We start from the raw sequence: 17693 nt of genomic DNA, 5'->3' as shown, positions 1-17693 counted from the left end.
AGAATCGAATGGAGCGGCTCCAGCTTCGACAGGCGCTGGCGGCGTCACTGGTGCGGGCGAAGGGAGTCGAACCCCCACATCTTTCGATACTGGAACCTAAATCCAGCGCGTCTACCAGTTCCGCCACGCCCGCCGAGCGGACGCCGCCGGCACGGGCGCGTCTATAGCAGCCATGCGCGTCGGGGCAAGTCGCCACGCTTCGCAGAGTTGTATGAGCACCGCAACCCGTCCGCGCGGCGGACGTTGGAGTGCGAGAAGGAGAGACTTTCCATGCCCGTCGAACCGCCGATCCCCGCCGAAACGCCCGCCCCCGAACCGGGCGTAGCGCCGACCACCCCGCCGCCCGAACAGCCGGCGCCGCAGACCGAACCCGGCCAACCGACCGCCCCGCCGCCGGAAATCGACGTACCCGGTCCCGATATCGACGTGCCCAGCCCGCTGCCCGGCGGCGATCCGGGCGTGACGCCCGTTCCCGGCCAGCCGGTCATGGGAGGAAACTGACATGAGCGACCGCGATCGCAGCATTCACCCCGACAGCGCCCCGCAGGACGATACCGATCGTCGCAGCGATATCGAAAAGGCGGTCGATGCCGTCAATGGCGATGTCGAACGCGGCGGAACCGACAGCGGGGCGACCTCGCCGACCGAACCCACCGTGTCGCCCGATACGGGCGGCGGGTCGGGCGGGGTCGTCCGCAATCAGGAGGGCGACGGACAGTAACGCCCGTACTGATCGACAAGGGTCGATCGTTCCAGCGCAATCGTAACCCCGGACTTGCTCCCGGGTCCCGCTTCTACTGCAAACGGCGAACGAAGCGGGACCCCGGCTCAGGGCCGGGATGACGCGTACAAGAAGACAGGCCTACTTCAGCACCCGCCGCGCGGTGATGACCTTCACCGGCGCAGCGGGCATTTCGCCCTTGAACGCACCGTTGCTCGCCTTGGTCGGATCTACCGGAGTATCGAGGATCTTCACGAGCACGTCGCGCCCGTCGACGACCCGGGCAAAGGCGGCATAGCCCTGCCCGTCCGCCGGCACGCCCGGTGCGGCATCCAACGCGCGGCGCTGATCCCCGACCGAAATGGTGAATTCGCCGCGCGCCGTTCCCAGCCCTAGACGGGCGACCGACAGCGTGCCGTCGGTATGCGACAGCCCGGTCAGCGTCGTCGGCTCATGCTTGATCGGCGGCAGATACTTCTTCGCATCGGTATGCGGCCCGAACTGGACGAAGCCGAACTCCGGTCCGACCTTCACGATGCGATAGAAGCTGACGCCATCGAGCCGCTTCTGGTCGACATAGCGCAGGAAATTGGCCGCCGTGATCGGCGCGCGCTTCACCTCGACCTCGACGGTCAGGGTGCCGGCGGTGGTAACGATCGCGACGCGCGGCAGCGGCGGTTCGGCGCCCGGTTGCGGCGCCGGCGTCTGTGCCAACGCCGGCCCGGCCCAAGCCAGCACCACCAGCAGCGCGCGCCTCGTCGTCTGCATCATCCCAGCGCCTTCTTCAGCAGGTCGTTGACGACGCCGGGATTGGCCTTCCCGCCCATCGCCTTCATCGTCTGCCCGACGAAGAAGCCGAACAGCTTGTCCTTGCCGCCGCGATAGTCGGCGACCTTGTCGGCGTTCTTTTCCATGACCGCGGCGATCACCGCCTCGATCGCGCCGGTGTCGCTGGTCTGCTTGAGCCCGCGTTCCTCGACGATCGCATTCGCCCCCTGCCCGGTTTCGAGCATGATCTCGAACACCTGCTTCGACAGCGTACCCGACAGCGTACCGTCGGCCACCAGCTTGAGCAGTTCCGCGCCCTGCGCCGGCGACACCGGGCTGTCGCCGATGCCCTTGCCCAGCCGATTGAGCGCGCCATACAGGTCAGAAATCAACCAGTTGGCGGCCGACTTTGCCGGCACGTCCGAACCGCCTTCGGCCAGCAGCGCCTCGAACCAGCGCGCCGTTTCGACCTCGGCGGTCAGCACCGCGGCATTATACGCCGACAGGCCGAGCTCGCTCTCATAGCGCTTGCGCTTGGCATCGGGCAGCTCGGGGAGCGACGCACGACATTCCTCGAGAAACGCATCGTCCAGTTCGAGCGGCAGCAGATCGGGATCGGGGAAGTAGCGATAGTCGTGCGCGTCTTCCTTCGACCGCATCGACCGGGTCACGCCCTTGTCGGGATCGAACAGGCGCGTTTCCTGCACGATGCGGCCGCCATCCTCCAACACCGCCACCTGCCGGTTCGCTTCATATTCGATCGCGGCCATGACGAAGCGTACCGAGTTGACGTTCTTCGTCTCGGTCCGCGTGCCGAATTCCTCGCCCGGACGGCGGACCGACACGTTGACGTCGGCGCGCATCGACCCCTGGTCCATATTGCCGTCGCACGACCCGACATAGCGGAGAATCGTGCGCAGCTTCGACAAATAAGCGCCTGCTTCGGCAGGCGAACGCATGTCCGGCCGGCTGACGATCTCCATCAGCGCCACGCCCGATCGGTTCAGGTCGACATAGGACCGCGTCGGATGCTGGTCGTGCATCAGCTTGCCGGCATCCTGCTCGACATGGATGCGCTCGACGCCGATCGCCTTGGGCACGCTATTCGGGTCTTTCTCGTCCAGCACGATCTCGACCACGCCTTCGCCGACCAACGGATGATAGAGCTGGCTGATCTGATAGCCCTGCGGCAGATCGGCGTAGAAATAATTCTTGCGGTCGAAGCGCGACCATTTGTTGATGACCGCATCGATCGCCATGCCGGTCCGCACCGCCTGCCGGATGCATTCGCGGTTCGGGGTCGGCAGCATGCCGGGCATCGCCGCGTCGACAAGGCTTACCTGCGTATTCGGCTCGGCACCGAAGGCGGTCGCCGCGCCGGAGAACAGCTTCGCGTTCGACGTGACCTGCGCATGGACTTCGAGGCCGATCACGACCTCCCAGTCGCCGGTGGCACCACGGATGCGGTAATCGCTCATGTCATCGCTCTTCATACGGGCCGGTCGGCGGCCGCTGTTCCATTTCGCTCCTCGGGACCGGTGTCGGCCCGTCGGAGATCGTGTGCTTCGTCTTCGACTTCCCATCGGGGATCAGATCGATGGCAGTTTCCACCACCGCTCCGATCGCCTCGATCAGCAGTTCGACAACTACCACCATTTGTCCGCACGGGCGACGAAGCCGGCGCGCTGCTCGATCGCAAGGCCTGCGTTCAGCACGCCCTGTTCGTCCAGTGGCTTGCCGATGATCTGCAACCCCAGCGGCAGTCCGTCCTTGTCGACGCCGCCCGGCACGCTCATCGCCGGCAGGCCTGCCAGCGACGACGGCACGGTGAAGACGTCGTTCAGATACATCGCGATCGGATCGGCGCTCTTTTCCCCCAGCGCGAACGCCGCCGATGGCGCGGTCGGGGTCAGTAGCACGTCGCACTGTTCCCACGCCTGTTCGAAATCGCGCGCGATCAGCGTCCGCACCTTCTGCGCCTGCGTGTAGTAGGCGTCGTAGAAGCCAGCCGAGAGCACATAGGTGCCGATCATGATCCGGCGCTTCACCTCGTCGCCGAAACCGGCGGCGCGGGTGGCGGCGTACATGTCCTGCAGGCCGGCGCCATCAGGCAGCACGCGTTGACCGAACCGCACACCGTCATAGCGGGCAAGGTTCGACGACGCTTCGGCCGGCGCGATGATGTAATAGGCCGGCAGCGCATATTTGGTGTGCGGCAGCGAGACCTCGACGATCTCCGCCCCCGCATCCTTCAGCCATTCGATGCCCTGCTGCCACAGCGCCTCGATCTCCGCCGGCATGCCATCGACGCGATATTCCTTGGGGATGCCGACCCGCTTGCCGCGCAGGTCGGCGTTCAGCCCCGCTTCCCACGCCGGCACGGGCAGGTCGAGCGAGGTCGAGTCCTTCGGATCGAACCCGGCCATCGCCTCCAGCATGATCGCACAGTCGCGGACGTCGCGCGCCATCGGCCCGGCCTGATCGAGCGAGGAGGCGAACGCGACGACGCCATAGCGCGAGCAGCGGCCATAGGTCGGCTTGATGCCCGTGATGCCGACGAACGCGGCGGGCTGGCGGATCGAACCGCCGGTATCGGTGCCGGTCGCCGCCGGGCACAGCCGCGCCGCGATCGCCGCGGATGACCCGCCCGACGATCCGCCCGGCGCCATCGGCGCGGTGTCGCCCGGACGCCGCCACGGCGAGATGACGTTGCCGAACGCGCTGGTTTCGTTGGACGATCCCATCGCGAACTGGTCGAGGTTCAGCTTGCCCAGCATCCCCGCCCCGGCATTCCACAAGTTACCGGAAACCGTCGATTCATACTGAGGCACGAAGCCTTTTAAGATACCACTTGCCGCCGTCGTCTCGACGCCCTGCGTGCAGAACAAGTCCTTCATGCCGATCGGCACGCCGGCCAGCGGCTTGAGCGTCTCGCCAGCGGCGCGGGCATCGTCGGCCACCTTCGCGGCGGCACGGGCATGGTCGGGGGTTTCGACGAGAAAGGCGTTGAGCGGCTTCGCAGCGGCGACCGCGTCGATGAACGCGTCGGCGACATCGCGGGCGGAAAAATCGCCGCTGCGCACGCCGTCGCGGATCGCGGCGACGCCAAGGTCGGTCAGGTTCGACACTATTCGATCACTTTCGGAACGGTGAAAAAGCCATGCTCGCCCTGCGGCGCATTGGCGAGTACCTTGTCGCGGACGTCGCCATCGGTCACGACATCGTCGCGCAGGCGCAGATGGTTGGGGATGACCGCGGTCATCGGCTCGACGCCCTGGGTATCGACCTCGCCCAGTTGCTCGATCCAGCCGAGAATGTTGCCGAGTTCAGGTGCGAGCTTTTCGGCTTCGGCATCGGTGATCGCGATACGGGCAAGGCCGGCCACGCGTTTGACGGTTGCAGGTTCGACGGACATGGGAAGGGCGGCTAGCATCCCGGCACGCCCCCCACAAGCACCCGCAAAGCAGTTGCACCCGGCCGCGCCATCCCGCATCGGTGCGCCGACTGACGGTGGAGTTCGGATTGGCGCGCAAATTTCTGTACATTGTGGCGACGCTGATCGTCCTCGTCATCGCCGGCGCCGTAGCCTATCGCATGTTCGGCAACGACCTGCTGCGCCGCGCGCTGGTGCCGAGCGTTGCGTTCCGGACCGAACCGACCATTCCGTCGCGACTCTATGCCGACAAGACGATGTGGTTCGCACGGCCAGGGCTGACCAATACGCCGGTCGACTGGTTGCCGCCGGGGGTGCAGCCGACGCCGCCGGGCCGGGCCGAGATTTTCTTCATCCACCCGACATCGTTCGTCGGCACCGACCGCTGGAATGCGGTGCTGGACGACGCCGAGACCAACGACCGCGCGCGCATCTTCCTGCGCGGGCAGGCCAGCGCCTTCACCGCCGCCGGACGCGTCTGGGCGCCGCGCTATCGCCAGGCGACCTTCGGCGCGTTCCTGACCAGCGAAGATGCGGCGGAACAGGCACTCGACCTCGCCTATCACGACATCGAATCGGCGTTCGACCGGTTCGTCGAGGAAATCGATCCGAAGCGGCCGATCATCCTCGCCGGCCATAGCCAGGGCGGGCTGCACCTGACCCGGCTGCTGCGAGAAAAGGTCGCCGGCACGCTGCTCGCCCGACGGATCGTCGCGGCCTATGTCGTTGGCTGGCCGGTATCGAAGGTGACGGATATCGTCGCGCTCGGCCTTCCCGAATGCACGACCGCCGATCAGGCCCGGTGCCTGCTGTCGTGGCAGAGCTTCGCCGAACCGGCCGATCCGTCGCTGATCCTTGAACAATATGACGCATCGACCGGGTTCGACGGCCGCCCGCGAGCGAAAACGCCGATGGTCTGTACCAATCCGCTGACCGGCACCGCCGATGCGCAGGCGCCGGCCAGCGCCAATCTCGGCACGCTGATCCCGGATAAGTCGCTGCAGAACGCGACGATGACGCCGGGGCTGGTGCCCGCAGCCTGCGGGCCGCGCGGATTCCTGTCGATCGGTGACAACCCGCCCGACCTCGGCCCCTATGTGCTGCCGGGTAACAACTGGCACGTCTACGACTACAGCCTGTTCTGGGCGAATGTCCGCGCCGACGCGTTGCGCCGGCTCGCGGCGTGGAGGGTAAAATGATTACCGAAGACCGCGCCGTCTTTCGCGACGCGCTGCCCGAAGGCGGTCGGCTGATCGGGCTGGATGTCGGCACGAAAACGATCGGCACCGCGCTGTGCGATGCCGGGTGGAGCTTCGCCAGCCCGGCTATTTTGGTGAACCGAACCAAATTCACCGCCGACAAGGCACAACTGGCCACGCTGATCCGCCAGCAATCGGTGCGCGGCATCGTCATCGGCCTGCCGCTCAACATGGACGGCAGCGATTCGCCGCGTACACAGTCGGTCCGCGCCTTCGCCCGCAACCTCGACGATTTGAATCTGCCGATCTTTCTGTGGGACGAACGCTGGTCGACGGTCGCGGTCGAGCGGCAGATGATCGCCGAGGACCTCAGCCGCGCAAAACGCGCGGAGCGGGTAGACAAGCTCGCCGCCGCCTACATCCTGCAAGGCGCGATCGACGCTCTGGTGAATGTCCCGCTAGCCTGAGCTTGCAAGGGCGCGCGGCGCGGCCTAACCGGTCGCCTCGATGCCTATTTCAGACCACCGCCCCGCCGCCATGATTGATGGCGGCGCCGTTTTCCCGCATCGGCACCTGACCGGGATCGAGGGATTGCAGCCCCATGAAATCCTGTTCCTGCTCGACGAGGCGGAGCAATGGATCGACGCCAATCGCAGCCGGGCACCCGGCGACCAGCGACTGAAGGGCGTGACGCAGATCAACGCCTTCTTCGAAAACAGCACCCGCACCCTTTTGTCTTTCGAGATCGCGGGTAAGCGGCTGGGCGCGGACGTGGTCAACATGCATGCCGGCCAGTCGAGCGTGAAGAAGGGCGAGACGCTGATCGACACCGCCGTCACGCTGAACGCGATGCGCGCGGACGTCATCGTCATCCGTCACAGTTCGTCCGGCGCCGTGCAGTTGATCGCCGACAAAGTCGACTGCCCGGTGCTGAACGCCGGTGACGGCTGGCACGAACATCCGACGCAGGCGCTGCTCGACGCGTTGACCATCCGGCGCCGGCTGGGCGAAATCGCGCACAAGCGGGTCGTGATCTGCGGTGACATCCTCCACAGTCGCGTCGCGCGCTCCAACATCCTGGCGCTGACGACGCTGGCTGCCGAGGTGCGCGTCGTGGCGCCAGCCACGCTGATGCCGCACGCGATCGAATCGATGGGCGTAACCCCGTTCACCGATTTCGATGCCGCACTCGAAGGTGCCGACGTGGTAATGATGCTGCGGTTGCAGAATGAGCGGATGAACGGAGGCTTCATCCCGTCGACCCGCGAATATCATCTGCGCTACGGCCTGACCCGCGAGCGGCTGAAACGCGCCGAACCGCATGCGATCGTGATGCATCCGGGGCCGATGAACCGGGGGATCGAGATTAACAGCGACGTCGCCGACGATTCCGAGCGGTCGACGATCACCGAGCAGGTGGAAATGGGCGTGGCGGTCCGCATGGCCTGTCTCGACGTACTGACCCGGCGTAGCCGTGGCGTGGAGGGCTGGGCATGAGCAAGCAGTTCACTGGCGGCACGCTCGTCTGTCCGGTCGACGGGATCGCCGCGCGCGACCTGCTGGTCGCCGGCGAGAACATCGTCGCCGATGCGAACGGTGCCGAGACGATCGACGTGTCGGGCAAGCTGATCGCGCCCGCCATCGTCGATCTGGGCGTATTCGGAATCGACACTGCCGCGTTTCGCGCCGGCGGCATCGTCCGCGTCGGGTTGATGCCGGATCAGGCGCCGGTGCTCGACGATCCGGGCATCGTCGCGCGCGCGGCCTATATGGGCAAGCCCGACCTGTGGATTCACCCGATCTCCGCCGCGACGCAGGGGCTGCGCGGGACGGACCTTGCCGAAATGGCGATCAATGCCGAAGCGGGCGCGGGCGCGGTCGCGACCGGCCGGCGCTGGATCGGCGACAGCGGCGTCATGCGCAAGGTGCTGGCCTATGCCCGCGATTGCGGTCTGGTCGTCATCGCCCATGCCGAGGATGGCGGACTGGCCGGGGATGCGGTCGCCACCGCGGGTGAGACCGCGACGCGGCTCGGCCTGCCCGCGGCACCGGCGATGGCCGAAGCGCTGGCGATCGCGCGTGACGTGATGCTGGCCGAGGAGACCGGCGCGCGGCTGCATTTCCGGCAGGTGACGACGGCGGCCGGGTTCGACCTGGTCCGCGCGGCCAAGCGGCGCGGGGTGCGGGTTACCTGCGGCATCACTCCGGCGCACCTCTATCTGTCCGACATCGCGATGAGCGATTTCCGCACCTTCGCCCACCTCTCCCCGCCCCTGCGCAGCGAGAGCGACCGGCAGGCGGCGGGCGCCGCGCTGGCCGATGGGACGATCGACGTGCTGTGTTCGGGCCATGATCCGCGCGGACCGGAGGCAAAGCGCCTGCCCTTCGCCGATTCGGAGCCGGGCATGGCCGGTGCGGAGACTCTGTTGCCGCTGGGGCTCGGGCTGGTGCGCGATGGACTGATCGGGCTCGACCGGTTGTTCGCCCTGTTGTCGTACAACCCCGCCAAGCTTCTGGGCCTCGACTCGGGCACGCTCGCCATCGGTGCGCCGGCGGACCTGATCGTCGTCGATCAGGATGCCCCGTGGCAGGTCCGTGCCGACGCATTGGCAGGCAAGGCCGCGAACACGCCGTTCGACGGCCTGCCGGTGCAGGGCCGCGCAGTACGCGTGATGAAAGGCGGCGCGTTCCTGTAACGGAACGCGCCGCCTCCTCCTGGGAGAGGCTTGGAAAGGGTTAGCGCGAGGCCAGCCGCTCGGGGCGGGCCCAGCTGGCCAGCTGTTCGCCGGCATGGGTCCGCACGAAGCAGCGGTCGCCCTTGGCGCGTATGCTGCCGCACAGCGCCGTGGCGTCGTTGCGGGCAAGGCCACCGACCGACAGGCGGTAGAAGCTCGCCCCGCGAACGCTGGCCTGCATCCCCTGCGGCGCCAGCGCAGCGAGACGGGGGACGTTGCGGCTCATCCGCTTCCACGCGTTGCGCGCGACGCCGGCATTGTCGAATGCCCCCAGCTGCACATAATAGTTGCCGGTGGCCGTCGCGGGCGCGGAGGCCCGGACCGGTCGCGGCGTCGAGCGCGCTGCCATCCGAACCGGCTGCTCCTGCCGCCGATAGCTACCGGGCAGCGCCTGCACGATCTCGCGACGCGGGGCGAAGGTGATGGCCGGACGGGCGACCGCCGCGACCTGCACCGGTGCCGCGACGGCGGGCACGATCGGGGTATCGCCGACCGGCTCGACCGCGACGACTGCCGCCGGGACTTCGGGCACGGGATCGGCCTGCGCCAGCGCGACCGACGCCGCAGCCGCAGGTTCAACCAGTGCCAGCTGCACCGGCTGGCCCCGGTCCGGCGACGGCGTCACGCCCAGCAGCGCCGCAACCTGTTGCGCCGCATGTTCGGGCCGGGCGAATGCCGCCCATTCCATCAGCCGCTGATCGACCTGCGCCGGCGGCATATCGACCGAGGCCACGGTGCGCGCATCGACCCAGCGCCCGTCGAGCGCGAGCGCCAGCGCCAGATTCTGCCGCACGGTCGCCGTCGCCGCCGGGTCGCGCGCCGCTTCGCTGAGCAACGCGATGCCGCCTGCCGGATCGCCCGCCAGTGCCAGCGCCAGGCCGCGATCGGCCGGCGAAATCCGCGCGGCATGGGCGGTCAGCGTCTCGCGCGCCGCGACCCATTCGCCGGTCGCCGTCTGCGCCAGCGCCAGATTGAGCGCGGCCTTCGCATCGGCGGGGTTGAGCGTCAGGACGTCGGTAAATGCCTGGGTGGCCGATGCGAACCGGCCGGCGGCCAGATAGGCGCGACCGAGCAACGCGCGATAAGCCGCATCGCGCGGCGCGAACGCCACCGCCTGTTCGGCGAAGGTGACCGCATCGGCCGCGCGACGCTTGGTCAACGCCTTGGTCGCCTTCACTGCGAACTTGCGTGCCGGGCCGTCCTCCGACGACGCGACCGCGATGGTGCCGCCGCCGACCAGCGCCAGCGATCCGCCCAGCATGGCCGTGGCGAGGCCGATCGATACCAGGAGATGCGTCTTCATGGCTTGCCCTTTGTTGCCCCATCGGGGGCGAGGCGCTGCACCAGCGCCGCGATGTCGGATGCCGACGGGAGGGAGCGATCGAGCGCATCGCGCACGAAGGCTTCCGGGGTAACGTTGCGCACCGTCGCCGCCAGCTTCAGCCGGAGCATCCGGTCGGGGTCGAGGTCGAGCATGATCGATTCGGTGGCCGGTGCGGGGGGTGTCGGCAGCGCGTGCAGCTTCGAACGCTCGCGCAGCACCGGAGGCAACGCCTCTCCCAGATCGTTCCAGCCCAGATCGTCGCCATCGCGGCTGTCCGGACCGGTGCCGTGCGGCCGCATGGCCGGGCGTGCCTCGCCCTTGCGCGCCAGCAGCGACGAGTTAATCTGGGCGGGGGGGCGCGGCGTCGTCATCCGCTCACCCCTGCCCCCGCCGCCCGAACCCGCCGGCGGGTACGCGCATCGCGGTCGGCATCGTCGGCACGGCGAAGACCGTCCGGCGGAAATTCTTCTCTAAGCGATCCTGGATATAGAGCCACAGGGCCTCAATCTCGGCGCTCGACTTCGATGCCGGATCGATCTCCATCACCGTACGGCCATCGACCATCGACGATGCGAAATCGACGCGGTGATGAATCGTCACCGGCGCGACCGTGCCGTGCTGCGACAGTGCCATCGTCGCTTCGGTCGTGATCCGCGCACCAGGCGTCGCAGCATTGACGACGAAGACCAGCGGCTTTCCCGCGCGGTCGCACAGGTCGACGGTTGCCCCCACCGCGCGCAGGTCGTGCGGGCTGGGCCTAGTCGGCACAACGATCAACTCGGCGACCGCAATCACGCTCTGGATCGCCATGGTGATGGCGGGCGGTGTATCGATCACCGCCAGCTTGAACCCGTGCGACCGCAGCGTTTCGAGGTCGGCGGCAAGGCGCGCAACCATGGTCTGCGCAAAGGCCGGTTCGTCGGTGACGCGTTCGTTCCACCATGCCGCCAGCGACCCCTGCGGATCGATGTCGATCATCACCACCGGCCCGGCGCCCGCGCGTTGGGCCTGCACGGCCAGATGCCCGGACAAGGTCGTCTTGCCCGAACCACCCTTTTGCGAAGCCACCGCCAATACGCGCATCGCGCCACCGTCTCCCCGTAATCTCCGCACCCCGATGCCATGGCGGCGGATAAGAACCGGTTAACGCGCCGCTTCCCATGCCACCGATGCGAAAGGCATTCCGATCATGGTAAACCGCTGATAGGGAATGGCGGACGGACGCAGAGGGGATCGTGATGCGCGTGATGGTTGGGCTGGCACTGGCAGGTGCGCTGCTGTCGACGGCGGCGGGAGCGGATGTGAAGGCCGGAGTCGATGCCTGGGCCCGTGGCGACTGGGCGACGGCGGTCCGCGAATGGCAGCAGCCGGCCGCCGCCGGCGATGCCGATGCGCAGTTCAACTTGGGCCAGGCGTACAAGCTCGGCCGCGGCGTGCCGATGGACATGGCGCAGGCCGAACGCTGGTACGCGCTCGCCGCGCAGCAGGGGCACCGCCAGGCGGAGGATAATTACGGCCTGATCCTGTTCCAGAACGGCAAGCGCGCCGATGCCGTCAAATGGCTCGAAAAATCGTCGCAGCGGGGGGAGGCGCGGAGTCAGTTCGTGCTGGGGACGATGCTGTTCAACGGCGATGCCGTGAAGAAGGACTGGCGGCGCGCCTACGCATTGATGACGCGGGCGTCGTCGGCCGGCCTGCCGCAGGCCGCAGCGACGCTGGCGGAGATGGATCGCTATGTGCCGCTGCCCGACCGGCAGGCGGCGCTGGCGATGGCCCGTGATCTGGAGCGTAATGCCGGGCGGCCGAGGCTGACTGCCGTCCAGCCACAACCGACCACGCCGGCCGCTCGCCCGACGCCCGCCCCCACGCCGCGCGCAGCGCCTGTAGCCAAGGCACCGCCCGCCCCCGTCGCCAAGCCGACAGCGATCCGCGATGGCGGCTGGCGGGTGCAGCTCGGCGCGTTCAAGGATGCCGGCAATGCCCGCCGCCTGTGGAGCAGCGTGTCGGACAAGTTCGCCGGTCGCCAGCCCTATTATGAAGCGGCCGGCGCCAATACTCGGCTGCAGGTCGGCCCGTTCGCCAGCAGCGCGGAGGCGACCCGCGCTTGCGCCGCGATCCGCCCGACGCCCTGCGTGGCCGTGAAGCGCTGAGCGGTCAGCCCGCCGCCCAGTCGGCGGGTGCGATCCCCTGGATATAGAGCAGCGCGGTCAGGTCGTTATGATCGATCCGCACGCCCGCCTCCGCCGCGACGATCGGCTTGGCATGATAGGCGACGCCCAGCCCGGCGCGGCGGATCATCGGCAGATCGTTGGCGCCATCGCCTACCGCCAGTGTCGCGGCCGGATCGATGCCGAGTTCGTCGATCGCGGCGAGCAGTGTCACTTCCTTGGTCGTCGCATCGACGATCGGCTTGCGCACCTTGCCGGTCAGCTTTCCGTCCTCGATCAGCAGGCGGTTGGCGATCATGCGGTGAAAGCCCAGTTCGGTTCCGACCGGCTCGGCAAAGCGGGTGAAGCCGCCCGACACGAGGATCGTCGTCGCTCCCCGCGCGCGCATCGTCTGAATCAAGGTCCTCGCGCCGGGCATCAGCTTGACCCGTTCGTCGAGGCACCGCTGGATCGCCGCTTCCTCCAGCCCCTCCAGCAACGCCACCCGCGCGTCCAGCGCGGAGGCGAAGTCGAGTTCGCCGCGCATCGCCCGCTCGGTCACCTCGGCGATTTCCGCCTTGATCCCGGCATAATCGGCGAGTTCGTCGATGCATTCGACGGTGATAATCGTCGAGTCCATGTCGGCGACCAGCAGAGACTTTTCGCGGTTGGCGGCCGCCTGAACCGCCACATCGGTCCGGTTGAACACGCCCTCCAGCGCAGGGCGCGCTGCGGCGACCTCGCTCGCAAAACGAATGTCGGCGGCGCGACCCTCGTCGATCCAGCTCCAGCCCTCGACATGACACCCGACCATGTCAAGCCGGTCCGCCGCTGCGGAAACATCGCCCGCGGCGAGTTCGGCTGCTATCAGCGTGGCGATGAACATGGCGAAGTCTCCTGAACGTCCGAGGGTCGCGCTCATCGCAGGCCCGACCGCCAGCGGCAAGTCCGCGCTGGCGATCGAGATCGCACGGCGACACGACGGCGTGGTCATCAACGCCGACAGCGCGCAGGTCTATCGCGACCTGCGTATCTTGTCCGCCCGTCCCTCAACCGACGAGGAGGCGCAGGTGCCGCACCGCCTGTTCGGCCATATCGACGGTGCCGCGCCCTATTCCGCCGCCTTATGGTCGCAGCAGGCGACCACCGAGATCGAGGCCGCCCATGAAGCCGGCAAGTTGCCGGTGCTGGTCGGCGGCACCGGCCTGTATCTGCGTACGTTGATCGACGGCATCGCCCCGGTGCCCGATATCGACCCGGCGATCCGGCAGGCGGTTCGCGCACTGCCGACCGATCAGGCGGCGCAGGCCTTGCAGCGCGAGGACTCGGCAGCGGCGGCCCGGCTGAACCCGACCGACACGACCCGGATCGCGCGCGCCCTCGAAGTCGTCCGCTCGACCGGCCGGACGCTGGCCGACTGGCAGCGCGACCGTATCGGCGGCATCGGGCACCGGATCGCGCTGTCGGCGATGCTGCTGCTGCCCGACCGCGACTGGCTGACCGAACGCTGCGACCGCAGACTGGCGCAGATGTTCGATGGCGGCGCGGTCGAGGAGGTCACAGCGCTGCTGGCCCGCAGCGATATCGCGCCGGACGCGCCGGTCCGCCGGGCGATCGGCGTGGCGGAAATCGCCCGCTGGCAAAGGGGCGGGTCCACCCGCGACGAAGCGCTCACCGCCGCCCGCTTCGCGACGCGGCAATATGCGAAACGGCAATATACCTGGTTCCGGAACCAGCCACCCGCCGACTGGCTTCGCACGAGCGAAACCGAAAAATACGCACTTGCCGGTCATTTAGACACTTTATTACGTAATTGATGGTTGACACGAATATTTCATGCGGCTAGCGACGCCGCTCCAACGGTGCTATTGCGCCCGCGAAATAGTGAGGAGTTGAAGACCCATGCCTGAGAAGAGTGGAGCCGCCATTTTGGTCGAGGCCCTCGTCGACCTCGGCGTGGAAGTCGTATTCGGCTATCCCGGCGGCGCGGTGCTGCCGATCTATGACGCGTTGTTCGAACATAGCCGGATCAAGCACATCCTCGTCCGTCACGAACAGGCAGCGACCCATGCGGCGGAGGGCTATGCCCGCTCCACCGGCAAGCCCGGCGTCGTGCTCGTCACCTCCGGTCCGGGCGCGACCAACGCGATCACCGGCATCACTGACGCGCTGCTCGATTCGATCCCGATGGTCGTCATCACCGGGCAGGTGCCCACCGGCCTGATCGGCACCGACGCGTTTCAGGAGGCCGATACCGTCGGCATCACGCGCCACTGCTGCAAGCATAACTACCTGGTGAAGGACCCGGCCAAGCTCGGCCATGTCATCCACGAGGCGTTCCATATCGCCACCGCCGGCCGTCCCGGTCCGGTCGTGATCGACATCCCGAAGGACGTGCAGGTCGCGACCGCGCGCTATACCAAGCCCGGCCCGATCCAGCACAAGACCTATCGCCCGAAGGTGAAGGCCGACCGCGCGCAGATCGAACAGGTCGTCGACATGCTCGCCGCGGCGGAGCGGCCGGTGCTCTATACCGGCGGCGGCATCATCAATTCGGGGCCGGCGGCGTCACAGCTGCTGCGCGAACTTGCCCGGATCAGCGGTGCCCCGGTCACCTCGACGCTGATGGGTCTGGGCGCCCTGCCCGCCTCCAGCCCGCAATGGCTGGGGATGCTCGGCATGCACGGCACCTATGAAGCCAATATGGCGATGAACGAGGCCGATCTGGTCGTCGCCATCGGCGCGCGCTTCGACGACCGGGTGACGGGACGGCTCGACGCCTTTTCCCCGCGCAGCCGCAAGGTCCATATCGATATCGATCGTTCCAGCGTGAACAAGATCGTCCGCGCCGACCTTGGCATCATCGCCGATGCGGGCCATGCGATGGAGGACATGATCCGCGTCTGGAAGTCGCGCCAGCATCCCAAGCCCGACCTGTCGGCATGGTGGGCGAAGATCGACGGCTGGCGCGCCAAGCGTTGCCTCGATTTCCCGGAATCGACCAGGGAAATCATGCCGCAGCGGGCGATCCGGGCGCTGTACGAGGCGACCAAGCATCGCGCGCCGATCGTGTCGACCGAGGTCGGCCAGCACCAGATGTGGGCCGCGCAGCATTTCGGTTTCGAAGCGCCCAACAAGTGGCTGACCAGCGGCGGTCTCGGCACGATGGGCTATGGCCTGCCCGCGGCGATCGGCGCTCAGCTCGGCAATCCGGGGGCACTGTGCATCGACATTGCCGGCGAGGCGTCGATCCAGATGAATATTCAGGAGCTGGCGACCGCGACGCAGTATCGCCTGCCGGTCAAGATCTTCATCCTGAACAACGAATATATGGGCATGGTCCGCCAGTGGCAGGAGCTGACCTATAGCTCGCGCTATTCGAACAGCTATTCGGACTCGCTGCCCGATTTCGTGAAGCTGGGCGAGGCCTATGGCTGGAAGGGCATTCGCATCGAGCATCCGGACGAGTTGGAAGCCGGTATCCAGGCGATGCTCGACCATGACGGCCCGGTGATCGTCGACTGCATGGTGGCGAAGCTCGCTAACTGCTTCCCGATGATCCCCAGCGGGGCGGCGCATACCGACATGATCCTGCAGGCGAACGAAGTCTCGGGCGAAATGGACGACGAGGCCAAGGCGCTGGTGTAACCCTTCAAGATCCTCCCCGCTCCGCGGGGAGGGGGACCGCTCGCAGAGCGGTGGAGGGGGATCGCCACAAGCGGAACGCTGCTCTCGGCAACGCCCGAGGAACAGGGACGAACATGCACATCAAGACCGAACAGACCGAACGGCACACGCTGGCCGTGCTCGTCGACAACGAACCCGGCATCCTGGCGCGCATCGCCGGGCTGTTCTCCGGCCGTGGCTACAACATCGAAAGCCTTACCGTGTCGGAGATCACCGTCGACAAGGCGGTCAGCCGCATCACCATCGTCACCAGCGCGTCGCCGTCGGTGATGGAACAGATCATCGCGCAGCTCGATCGGCTGGTCCCGGTGCACAAGGTCGTCGACCTGACCGTGCAGGGTGCGCATGTCGAACGCGAGCTGGCGCTGGTCAAGGTCGTCGGCACCGGCGAGCATCGGATCGAGGCGCTGCGCCTCGCCGAGGTCTATCGCGCCCGCGTGGTCGATGCGACGGTATCGAGTTTCGTGTTCGAGGTGACGGGATCGATCGAAAAGATCGACAAGTTCACCGAATTGATAGCCGAGGTCGGTCTGGTCGAGGTCGCTCGCACCGGCATCGCCGCCATCGCCCGCGGACGAGAGGCCGCCTGAATCCATTCGCGTCGCCGAACCGGACGACGCCAACCTATCGAAAGGGAACCCACATGCGTGTCTATTATGATCGCGACGCCGATCTGAACCTGATCTCGGACAAGAAGATCGCGATCCTCGGTTACGGTTCGCAGGGCCATGCCCATGCGCAGAACCTGCGCGATTCGGGCGTGAAGAACGTCGCCATCGCGCTGCGTCCCGGTTCGGCGAGCGCCGCCAAGGCCGAAGGTGCGGGCTTCAAGGTGCTGCCGAACGCGGAAGCCGCCGCATGGGCCGACATCCTCATGATCCTCGCGCCCGACGAGCATCAGGCCGCGATCTATGCCGACGACATCCATGCGAACCTGAAGCCCGGTTCGGCGTTGGCCTTCGCGCACGGCCTCAACGTCCATTTCGGGCTGATCGAGCCGCGTGCCGATGTCGACGTCATCATGATCGCGCCCAAGGGACCAGGCCATACGGTGCGCAGCGAATATGTGAAGGGTGGCGGCGTGCCCTGCCTCGTCGCGATCCATCAGGACGCGTCGGGCAACGCGCACGACATCGCGCTCGCCTATGCATCGGGTGTCGGCGGCGGCCGTTCGGGTATCATCGAGACGAACTTCCGCGAGGAATGCGAAACCGACCTGTTCGGTGAGCAGGCCGTGCTGTGCGGCGGCGTGACCCACCTGATCCAGGCCGGGTTCGAAACGCTGGTCGAGGCGGGCTACGCCCCCGAAATGGCCTATTTCGAATGCCTCCACGAAACCAAGCTGATCGTCGACCTGCTGTATGAGGGCGGCATCGCCAACATGCGCTATTCGATCTCGAACACCGCCGAATATGGCGACATCGTCACCGGCCCGCGGATCATCACCGACGAAACGAAGAAGGAAATGAAGCGCGTGCTGGCCGACATCCAGTCGGGCCGCTTCGTGAAGAACTTCGTGCTCGACAACCGCGCCGGCCAGCCCGAGCTGAAGGCCGCGCGCAAGCAGGCGGCGGCGCATCCGATCGAGAAGACTGGTGCCGAACTGCGCGCGATGATGCCATGGATTGGCGCGAACAAGTTGGTCGATCAGACCAAGAACTAGTCGCAGCGCGCCCTGA

At 67.2% G+C, this 17693-nt stretch carries 20 protein-coding genes and 1 tRNA gene; 11 read left to right on the top strand and 10 right to left on the bottom strand.

Annotation, left to right across the window (positions count from 1 at the left end; all coding sequences use genetic code 11):
- Positions 1-48: 48 nt before the first annotated feature.
- Positions 49-133: transfer RNA gene (locus AVT10_RS08395), tRNA-Leu, on the bottom strand.
- A 137-nt stretch (positions 134-270) separates the two neighbouring features.
- On the opposite strand from AVT10_RS08395, the gene AVT10_RS08390 reads away from it, so the two are divergent.
- Positions 271-501: a hypothetical protein gene (locus AVT10_RS08390; RefSeq protein WP_066689836.1), complete on the top strand. Its 231-nt coding sequence runs from the start codon at positions 271-273 to the stop codon at positions 499-501.
- Position 502: 1 nt separating this feature from the next.
- Positions 503-721, top strand: coding sequence for a hypothetical protein (locus AVT10_RS08385; RefSeq protein ID WP_066689835.1), 219 nt, complete (start codon positions 503-505; stop codon positions 719-721).
- A gap of 141 nt (positions 722-862) precedes the next feature.
- On the opposite strand, the gene AVT10_RS08380 is transcribed toward AVT10_RS08385, so the two are convergent.
- From AVT10_RS08380 to gatC, 5 genes are read right to left on the bottom strand one after another with little or no spacing between them, the layout of a single operon-like run.
- A complete protein-coding gene (locus tag AVT10_RS08380; RefSeq protein WP_084401498.1) occupies positions 863-1492 on the bottom strand; it encodes a peptidylprolyl isomerase in 630 nt (209 codons plus the stop codon).
- Entirely contained in the window at positions 1489-2967 is a 1479-nt protein-coding gene (gene gatB, locus AVT10_RS08375; protein WP_126013699.1) for an Asp-tRNA(Asn)/Glu-tRNA(Gln) amidotransferase subunit GatB, read from the bottom strand. The genes AVT10_RS08380 and gatB overlap by 4 nt, the downstream gene beginning before the upstream one ends.
- A 1-nt stretch (position 2968) precedes the next feature.
- Positions 2969-3145: a hypothetical protein gene (locus tag AVT10_RS18155; protein WP_164523849.1), complete on the bottom strand. Its 177-nt coding sequence runs from the start codon at positions 3143-3145 to the stop codon at positions 2969-2971.
- Positions 3136-4617 (bottom strand): Asp-tRNA(Asn)/Glu-tRNA(Gln) amidotransferase subunit GatA, encoded by a 1482-nt coding sequence (gene gatA, locus AVT10_RS08370; RefSeq protein WP_066689833.1) that lies wholly within the window; start codon positions 4615-4617, stop codon positions 3136-3138. The genes AVT10_RS18155 and gatA overlap by 10 nt, the downstream gene beginning before the upstream one ends.
- Positions 4617-4904 carry an Asp-tRNA(Asn)/Glu-tRNA(Gln) amidotransferase subunit GatC gene (gene gatC / locus AVT10_RS08365; RefSeq protein WP_066689832.1) on the bottom strand — a complete coding sequence of 96 codons (288 nt, stop codon included), beginning with the start codon at positions 4902-4904 and terminating at the stop codon, positions 4617-4619. Before gatC ends, gatA begins: the two co-directional genes overlap by 1 nt.
- Positions 4905-5011: 107 nt before the next feature.
- Between gatC and AVT10_RS08360 the strand changes: the two genes are divergently transcribed.
- The 4 genes from AVT10_RS08360 to AVT10_RS08345 are packed head-to-tail and all read left to right on the top strand — an operon-like array spanning position 5012 to position 8817.
- Positions 5012-6121, top strand: a complete 1110-nt coding sequence (locus tag AVT10_RS08360; RefSeq protein WP_066689888.1) for a DUF3089 domain-containing protein — start codon at positions 5012-5014, stop codon at positions 6119-6121.
- Positions 6118-6588 (top strand): Holliday junction resolvase RuvX, encoded by a 471-nt coding sequence (gene ruvX, locus AVT10_RS08355; protein ID WP_066689831.1) that lies wholly within the window; start codon positions 6118-6120, stop codon positions 6586-6588. The genes AVT10_RS08360 and ruvX overlap by 4 nt, the downstream gene beginning before the upstream one ends.
- Positions 6589-6628: 40 nt before the next feature.
- Complete coding sequence (locus AVT10_RS08350; protein ID WP_066689830.1) at positions 6629-7618, top strand: aspartate carbamoyltransferase catalytic subunit; 990 nt, start codon at positions 6629-6631, stop codon at positions 7616-7618.
- Entirely contained in the window at positions 7615-8817 is a 1203-nt protein-coding gene (locus tag AVT10_RS08345; RefSeq protein WP_066689829.1) for a dihydroorotase, read from the top strand. Before AVT10_RS08350 ends, AVT10_RS08345 begins: the two co-directional genes overlap by 4 nt.
- A 40-nt stretch (positions 8818-8857) precedes the next feature.
- On the opposite strand, the gene AVT10_RS08340 is transcribed toward AVT10_RS08345, so the two are convergent.
- Genes AVT10_RS08340 through AVT10_RS08330 form a run of 3 tightly spaced genes read right to left on the bottom strand, consistent with a single transcriptional unit; the run spans position 8858 to position 11263 of the window.
- Entirely contained in the window at positions 8858-10159 is a 1302-nt protein-coding gene (locus AVT10_RS08340; protein ID WP_066689828.1) for an SPOR domain-containing protein, read from the bottom strand.
- Positions 10156-10551: a hypothetical protein gene (locus tag AVT10_RS08335; protein ID WP_066689827.1), complete on the bottom strand. Its 396-nt coding sequence runs from the start codon at positions 10549-10551 to the stop codon at positions 10156-10158. The genes AVT10_RS08340 and AVT10_RS08335 overlap by 4 nt, the downstream gene beginning before the upstream one ends.
- A gap of 4 nt (positions 10552-10555) precedes the next feature.
- Positions 10556-11263, bottom strand: a complete 708-nt coding sequence (locus tag AVT10_RS08330) for an AAA family ATPase (protein ID WP_066689826.1) — start codon at positions 11261-11263, stop codon at positions 10556-10558.
- Positions 11264-11418: 155 nt separating this feature from the next.
- Between AVT10_RS08330 and AVT10_RS08325 the strand changes: the two genes are divergently transcribed.
- On the top strand, positions 11419-12330 hold the full coding sequence (locus AVT10_RS08325) for an SPOR domain-containing protein (RefSeq protein ID WP_066689825.1): 912 nt from the start codon (positions 11419-11421) through the stop codon (positions 12328-12330).
- Positions 12331-12334: 4 nt separating this feature from the next.
- Here the strand turns inward: AVT10_RS08325 and serB are convergent, their stop codons facing one another.
- Positions 12335-13213, bottom strand: coding sequence for a phosphoserine phosphatase SerB (gene serB / locus AVT10_RS08320; RefSeq protein ID WP_066689824.1), 879 nt, complete (start codon positions 13211-13213; stop codon positions 12335-12337).
- On the opposite strand from serB, the gene miaA reads away from it, so the two are divergent.
- The 4 genes from miaA (at position 13212) to ilvC (ending at position 17677) form a co-directional block, all read left to right on the top strand.
- Positions 13212-14144, top strand: coding sequence for a tRNA (adenosine(37)-N6)-dimethylallyltransferase MiaA (miaA, locus tag AVT10_RS08315; RefSeq protein ID WP_066689823.1), 933 nt, complete (start codon positions 13212-13214; stop codon positions 14142-14144). The genes serB and miaA overlap by 2 nt on opposite strands.
- Before the next feature lie 85 nt (positions 14145-14229).
- A complete protein-coding gene (locus AVT10_RS08310; RefSeq protein WP_066689822.1) occupies positions 14230-15975 on the top strand; it encodes an acetolactate synthase 3 large subunit in 1746 nt (581 codons plus the stop codon).
- A 113-nt stretch (positions 15976-16088) separates the two neighbouring features.
- Positions 16089-16604 carry an acetolactate synthase small subunit gene (ilvN, locus tag AVT10_RS08305; RefSeq protein WP_066689821.1) on the top strand — a complete coding sequence of 172 codons (516 nt, stop codon included), beginning with the start codon at positions 16089-16091 and terminating at the stop codon, positions 16602-16604.
- A gap of 53 nt (positions 16605-16657) precedes the next feature.
- Positions 16658-17677, top strand: a complete 1020-nt coding sequence (gene ilvC / locus AVT10_RS08300) for a ketol-acid reductoisomerase (RefSeq protein WP_066689820.1) — start codon at positions 16658-16660, stop codon at positions 17675-17677.
- Positions 17678-17693 lie beyond the last annotated feature (16 nt).

The organism is Sphingomonas hankookensis (assembly GCF_001619955.1).
In the GTDB taxonomy this organism is placed as follows: Bacteria; Pseudomonadota; Alphaproteobacteria; order Sphingomonadales; family Sphingomonadaceae; genus Sphingomonas; species Sphingomonas hankookensis_A.
The sequence above is the reverse complement of the archived record's forward strand: the minus strand, read 5'-3'. Positions and strand labels throughout refer to the sequence as shown.

Bases quoted from the DNA above. Each gene is read 5' to 3' on its own strand.
- AVT10_RS08390 (WP_066689836.1), top strand. From the start codon at position 271: ATGCCCGTCGAACCGCCGATCCCCGCCGAAACGCCCGCCCCCGAACCG.
- AVT10_RS08385 (WP_066689835.1), top strand. From the start codon at position 503: ATGAGCGACCGCGATCGCAGCATTCACCCCGACAGCGCCCCGCAGGAC.
- AVT10_RS08380 (WP_084401498.1), bottom strand. From the start codon at position 1,492: ATGATGCAGACGACGAGGCGCGCGCTGCTGGTGGTGCTGGCTTGGGCC.
- gatB (WP_126013699.1), bottom strand. From the start codon at position 2,967: ATGAGCGATTACCGCATCCGTGGTGCCACCGGCGACTGGGAGGTCGTG.
- AVT10_RS18155 (WP_164523849.1), bottom strand. From the start codon at position 3,145: ATGGTGGTAGTTGTCGAACTGCTGATCGAGGCGATCGGAGCGGTGGTG.
- gatC (WP_066689832.1), bottom strand. From the start codon at position 4,904: ATGTCCGTCGAACCTGCAACCGTCAAACGCGTGGCCGGCCTTGCCCGT.
- ruvX (WP_066689831.1), top strand. From the start codon at position 6,118: ATGATTACCGAAGACCGCGCCGTCTTTCGCGACGCGCTGCCCGAAGGC.
- AVT10_RS08350 (WP_066689830.1), top strand. From the start codon at position 6,629: ATGCCTATTTCAGACCACCGCCCCGCCGCCATGATTGATGGCGGCGCC.
- AVT10_RS08345 (WP_066689829.1), top strand. From the start codon at position 7,615: ATGAGCAAGCAGTTCACTGGCGGCACGCTCGTCTGTCCGGTCGACGGG.
- AVT10_RS08340 (WP_066689828.1), bottom strand. From the start codon at position 10,159: ATGAAGACGCATCTCCTGGTATCGATCGGCCTCGCCACGGCCATGCTG.
- AVT10_RS08335 (WP_066689827.1), bottom strand. From the start codon at position 10,551: ATGACGACGCCGCGCCCCCCCGCCCAGATTAACTCGTCGCTGCTGGCG.
- AVT10_RS08330 (WP_066689826.1), bottom strand. From the start codon at position 11,263: ATGCGCGTATTGGCGGTGGCTTCGCAAAAGGGTGGTTCGGGCAAGACG.
- AVT10_RS08325 (WP_066689825.1), top strand. From the start codon at position 11,419: ATGCGCGTGATGGTTGGGCTGGCACTGGCAGGTGCGCTGCTGTCGACG.
- miaA (WP_066689823.1), top strand. From the start codon at position 13,212: ATGGCGAAGTCTCCTGAACGTCCGAGGGTCGCGCTCATCGCAGGCCCG.
- serB (WP_066689824.1), bottom strand. From the start codon at position 13,213: ATGTTCATCGCCACGCTGATAGCAGCCGAACTCGCCGCGGGCGATGTT.
- AVT10_RS08310 (WP_066689822.1), top strand. From the start codon at position 14,230: ATGCCTGAGAAGAGTGGAGCCGCCATTTTGGTCGAGGCCCTCGTCGAC.
- ilvN (WP_066689821.1), top strand. From the start codon at position 16,089: ATGCACATCAAGACCGAACAGACCGAACGGCACACGCTGGCCGTGCTC.
- ilvC (WP_066689820.1), top strand. From the start codon at position 16,658: ATGCGTGTCTATTATGATCGCGACGCCGATCTGAACCTGATCTCGGAC.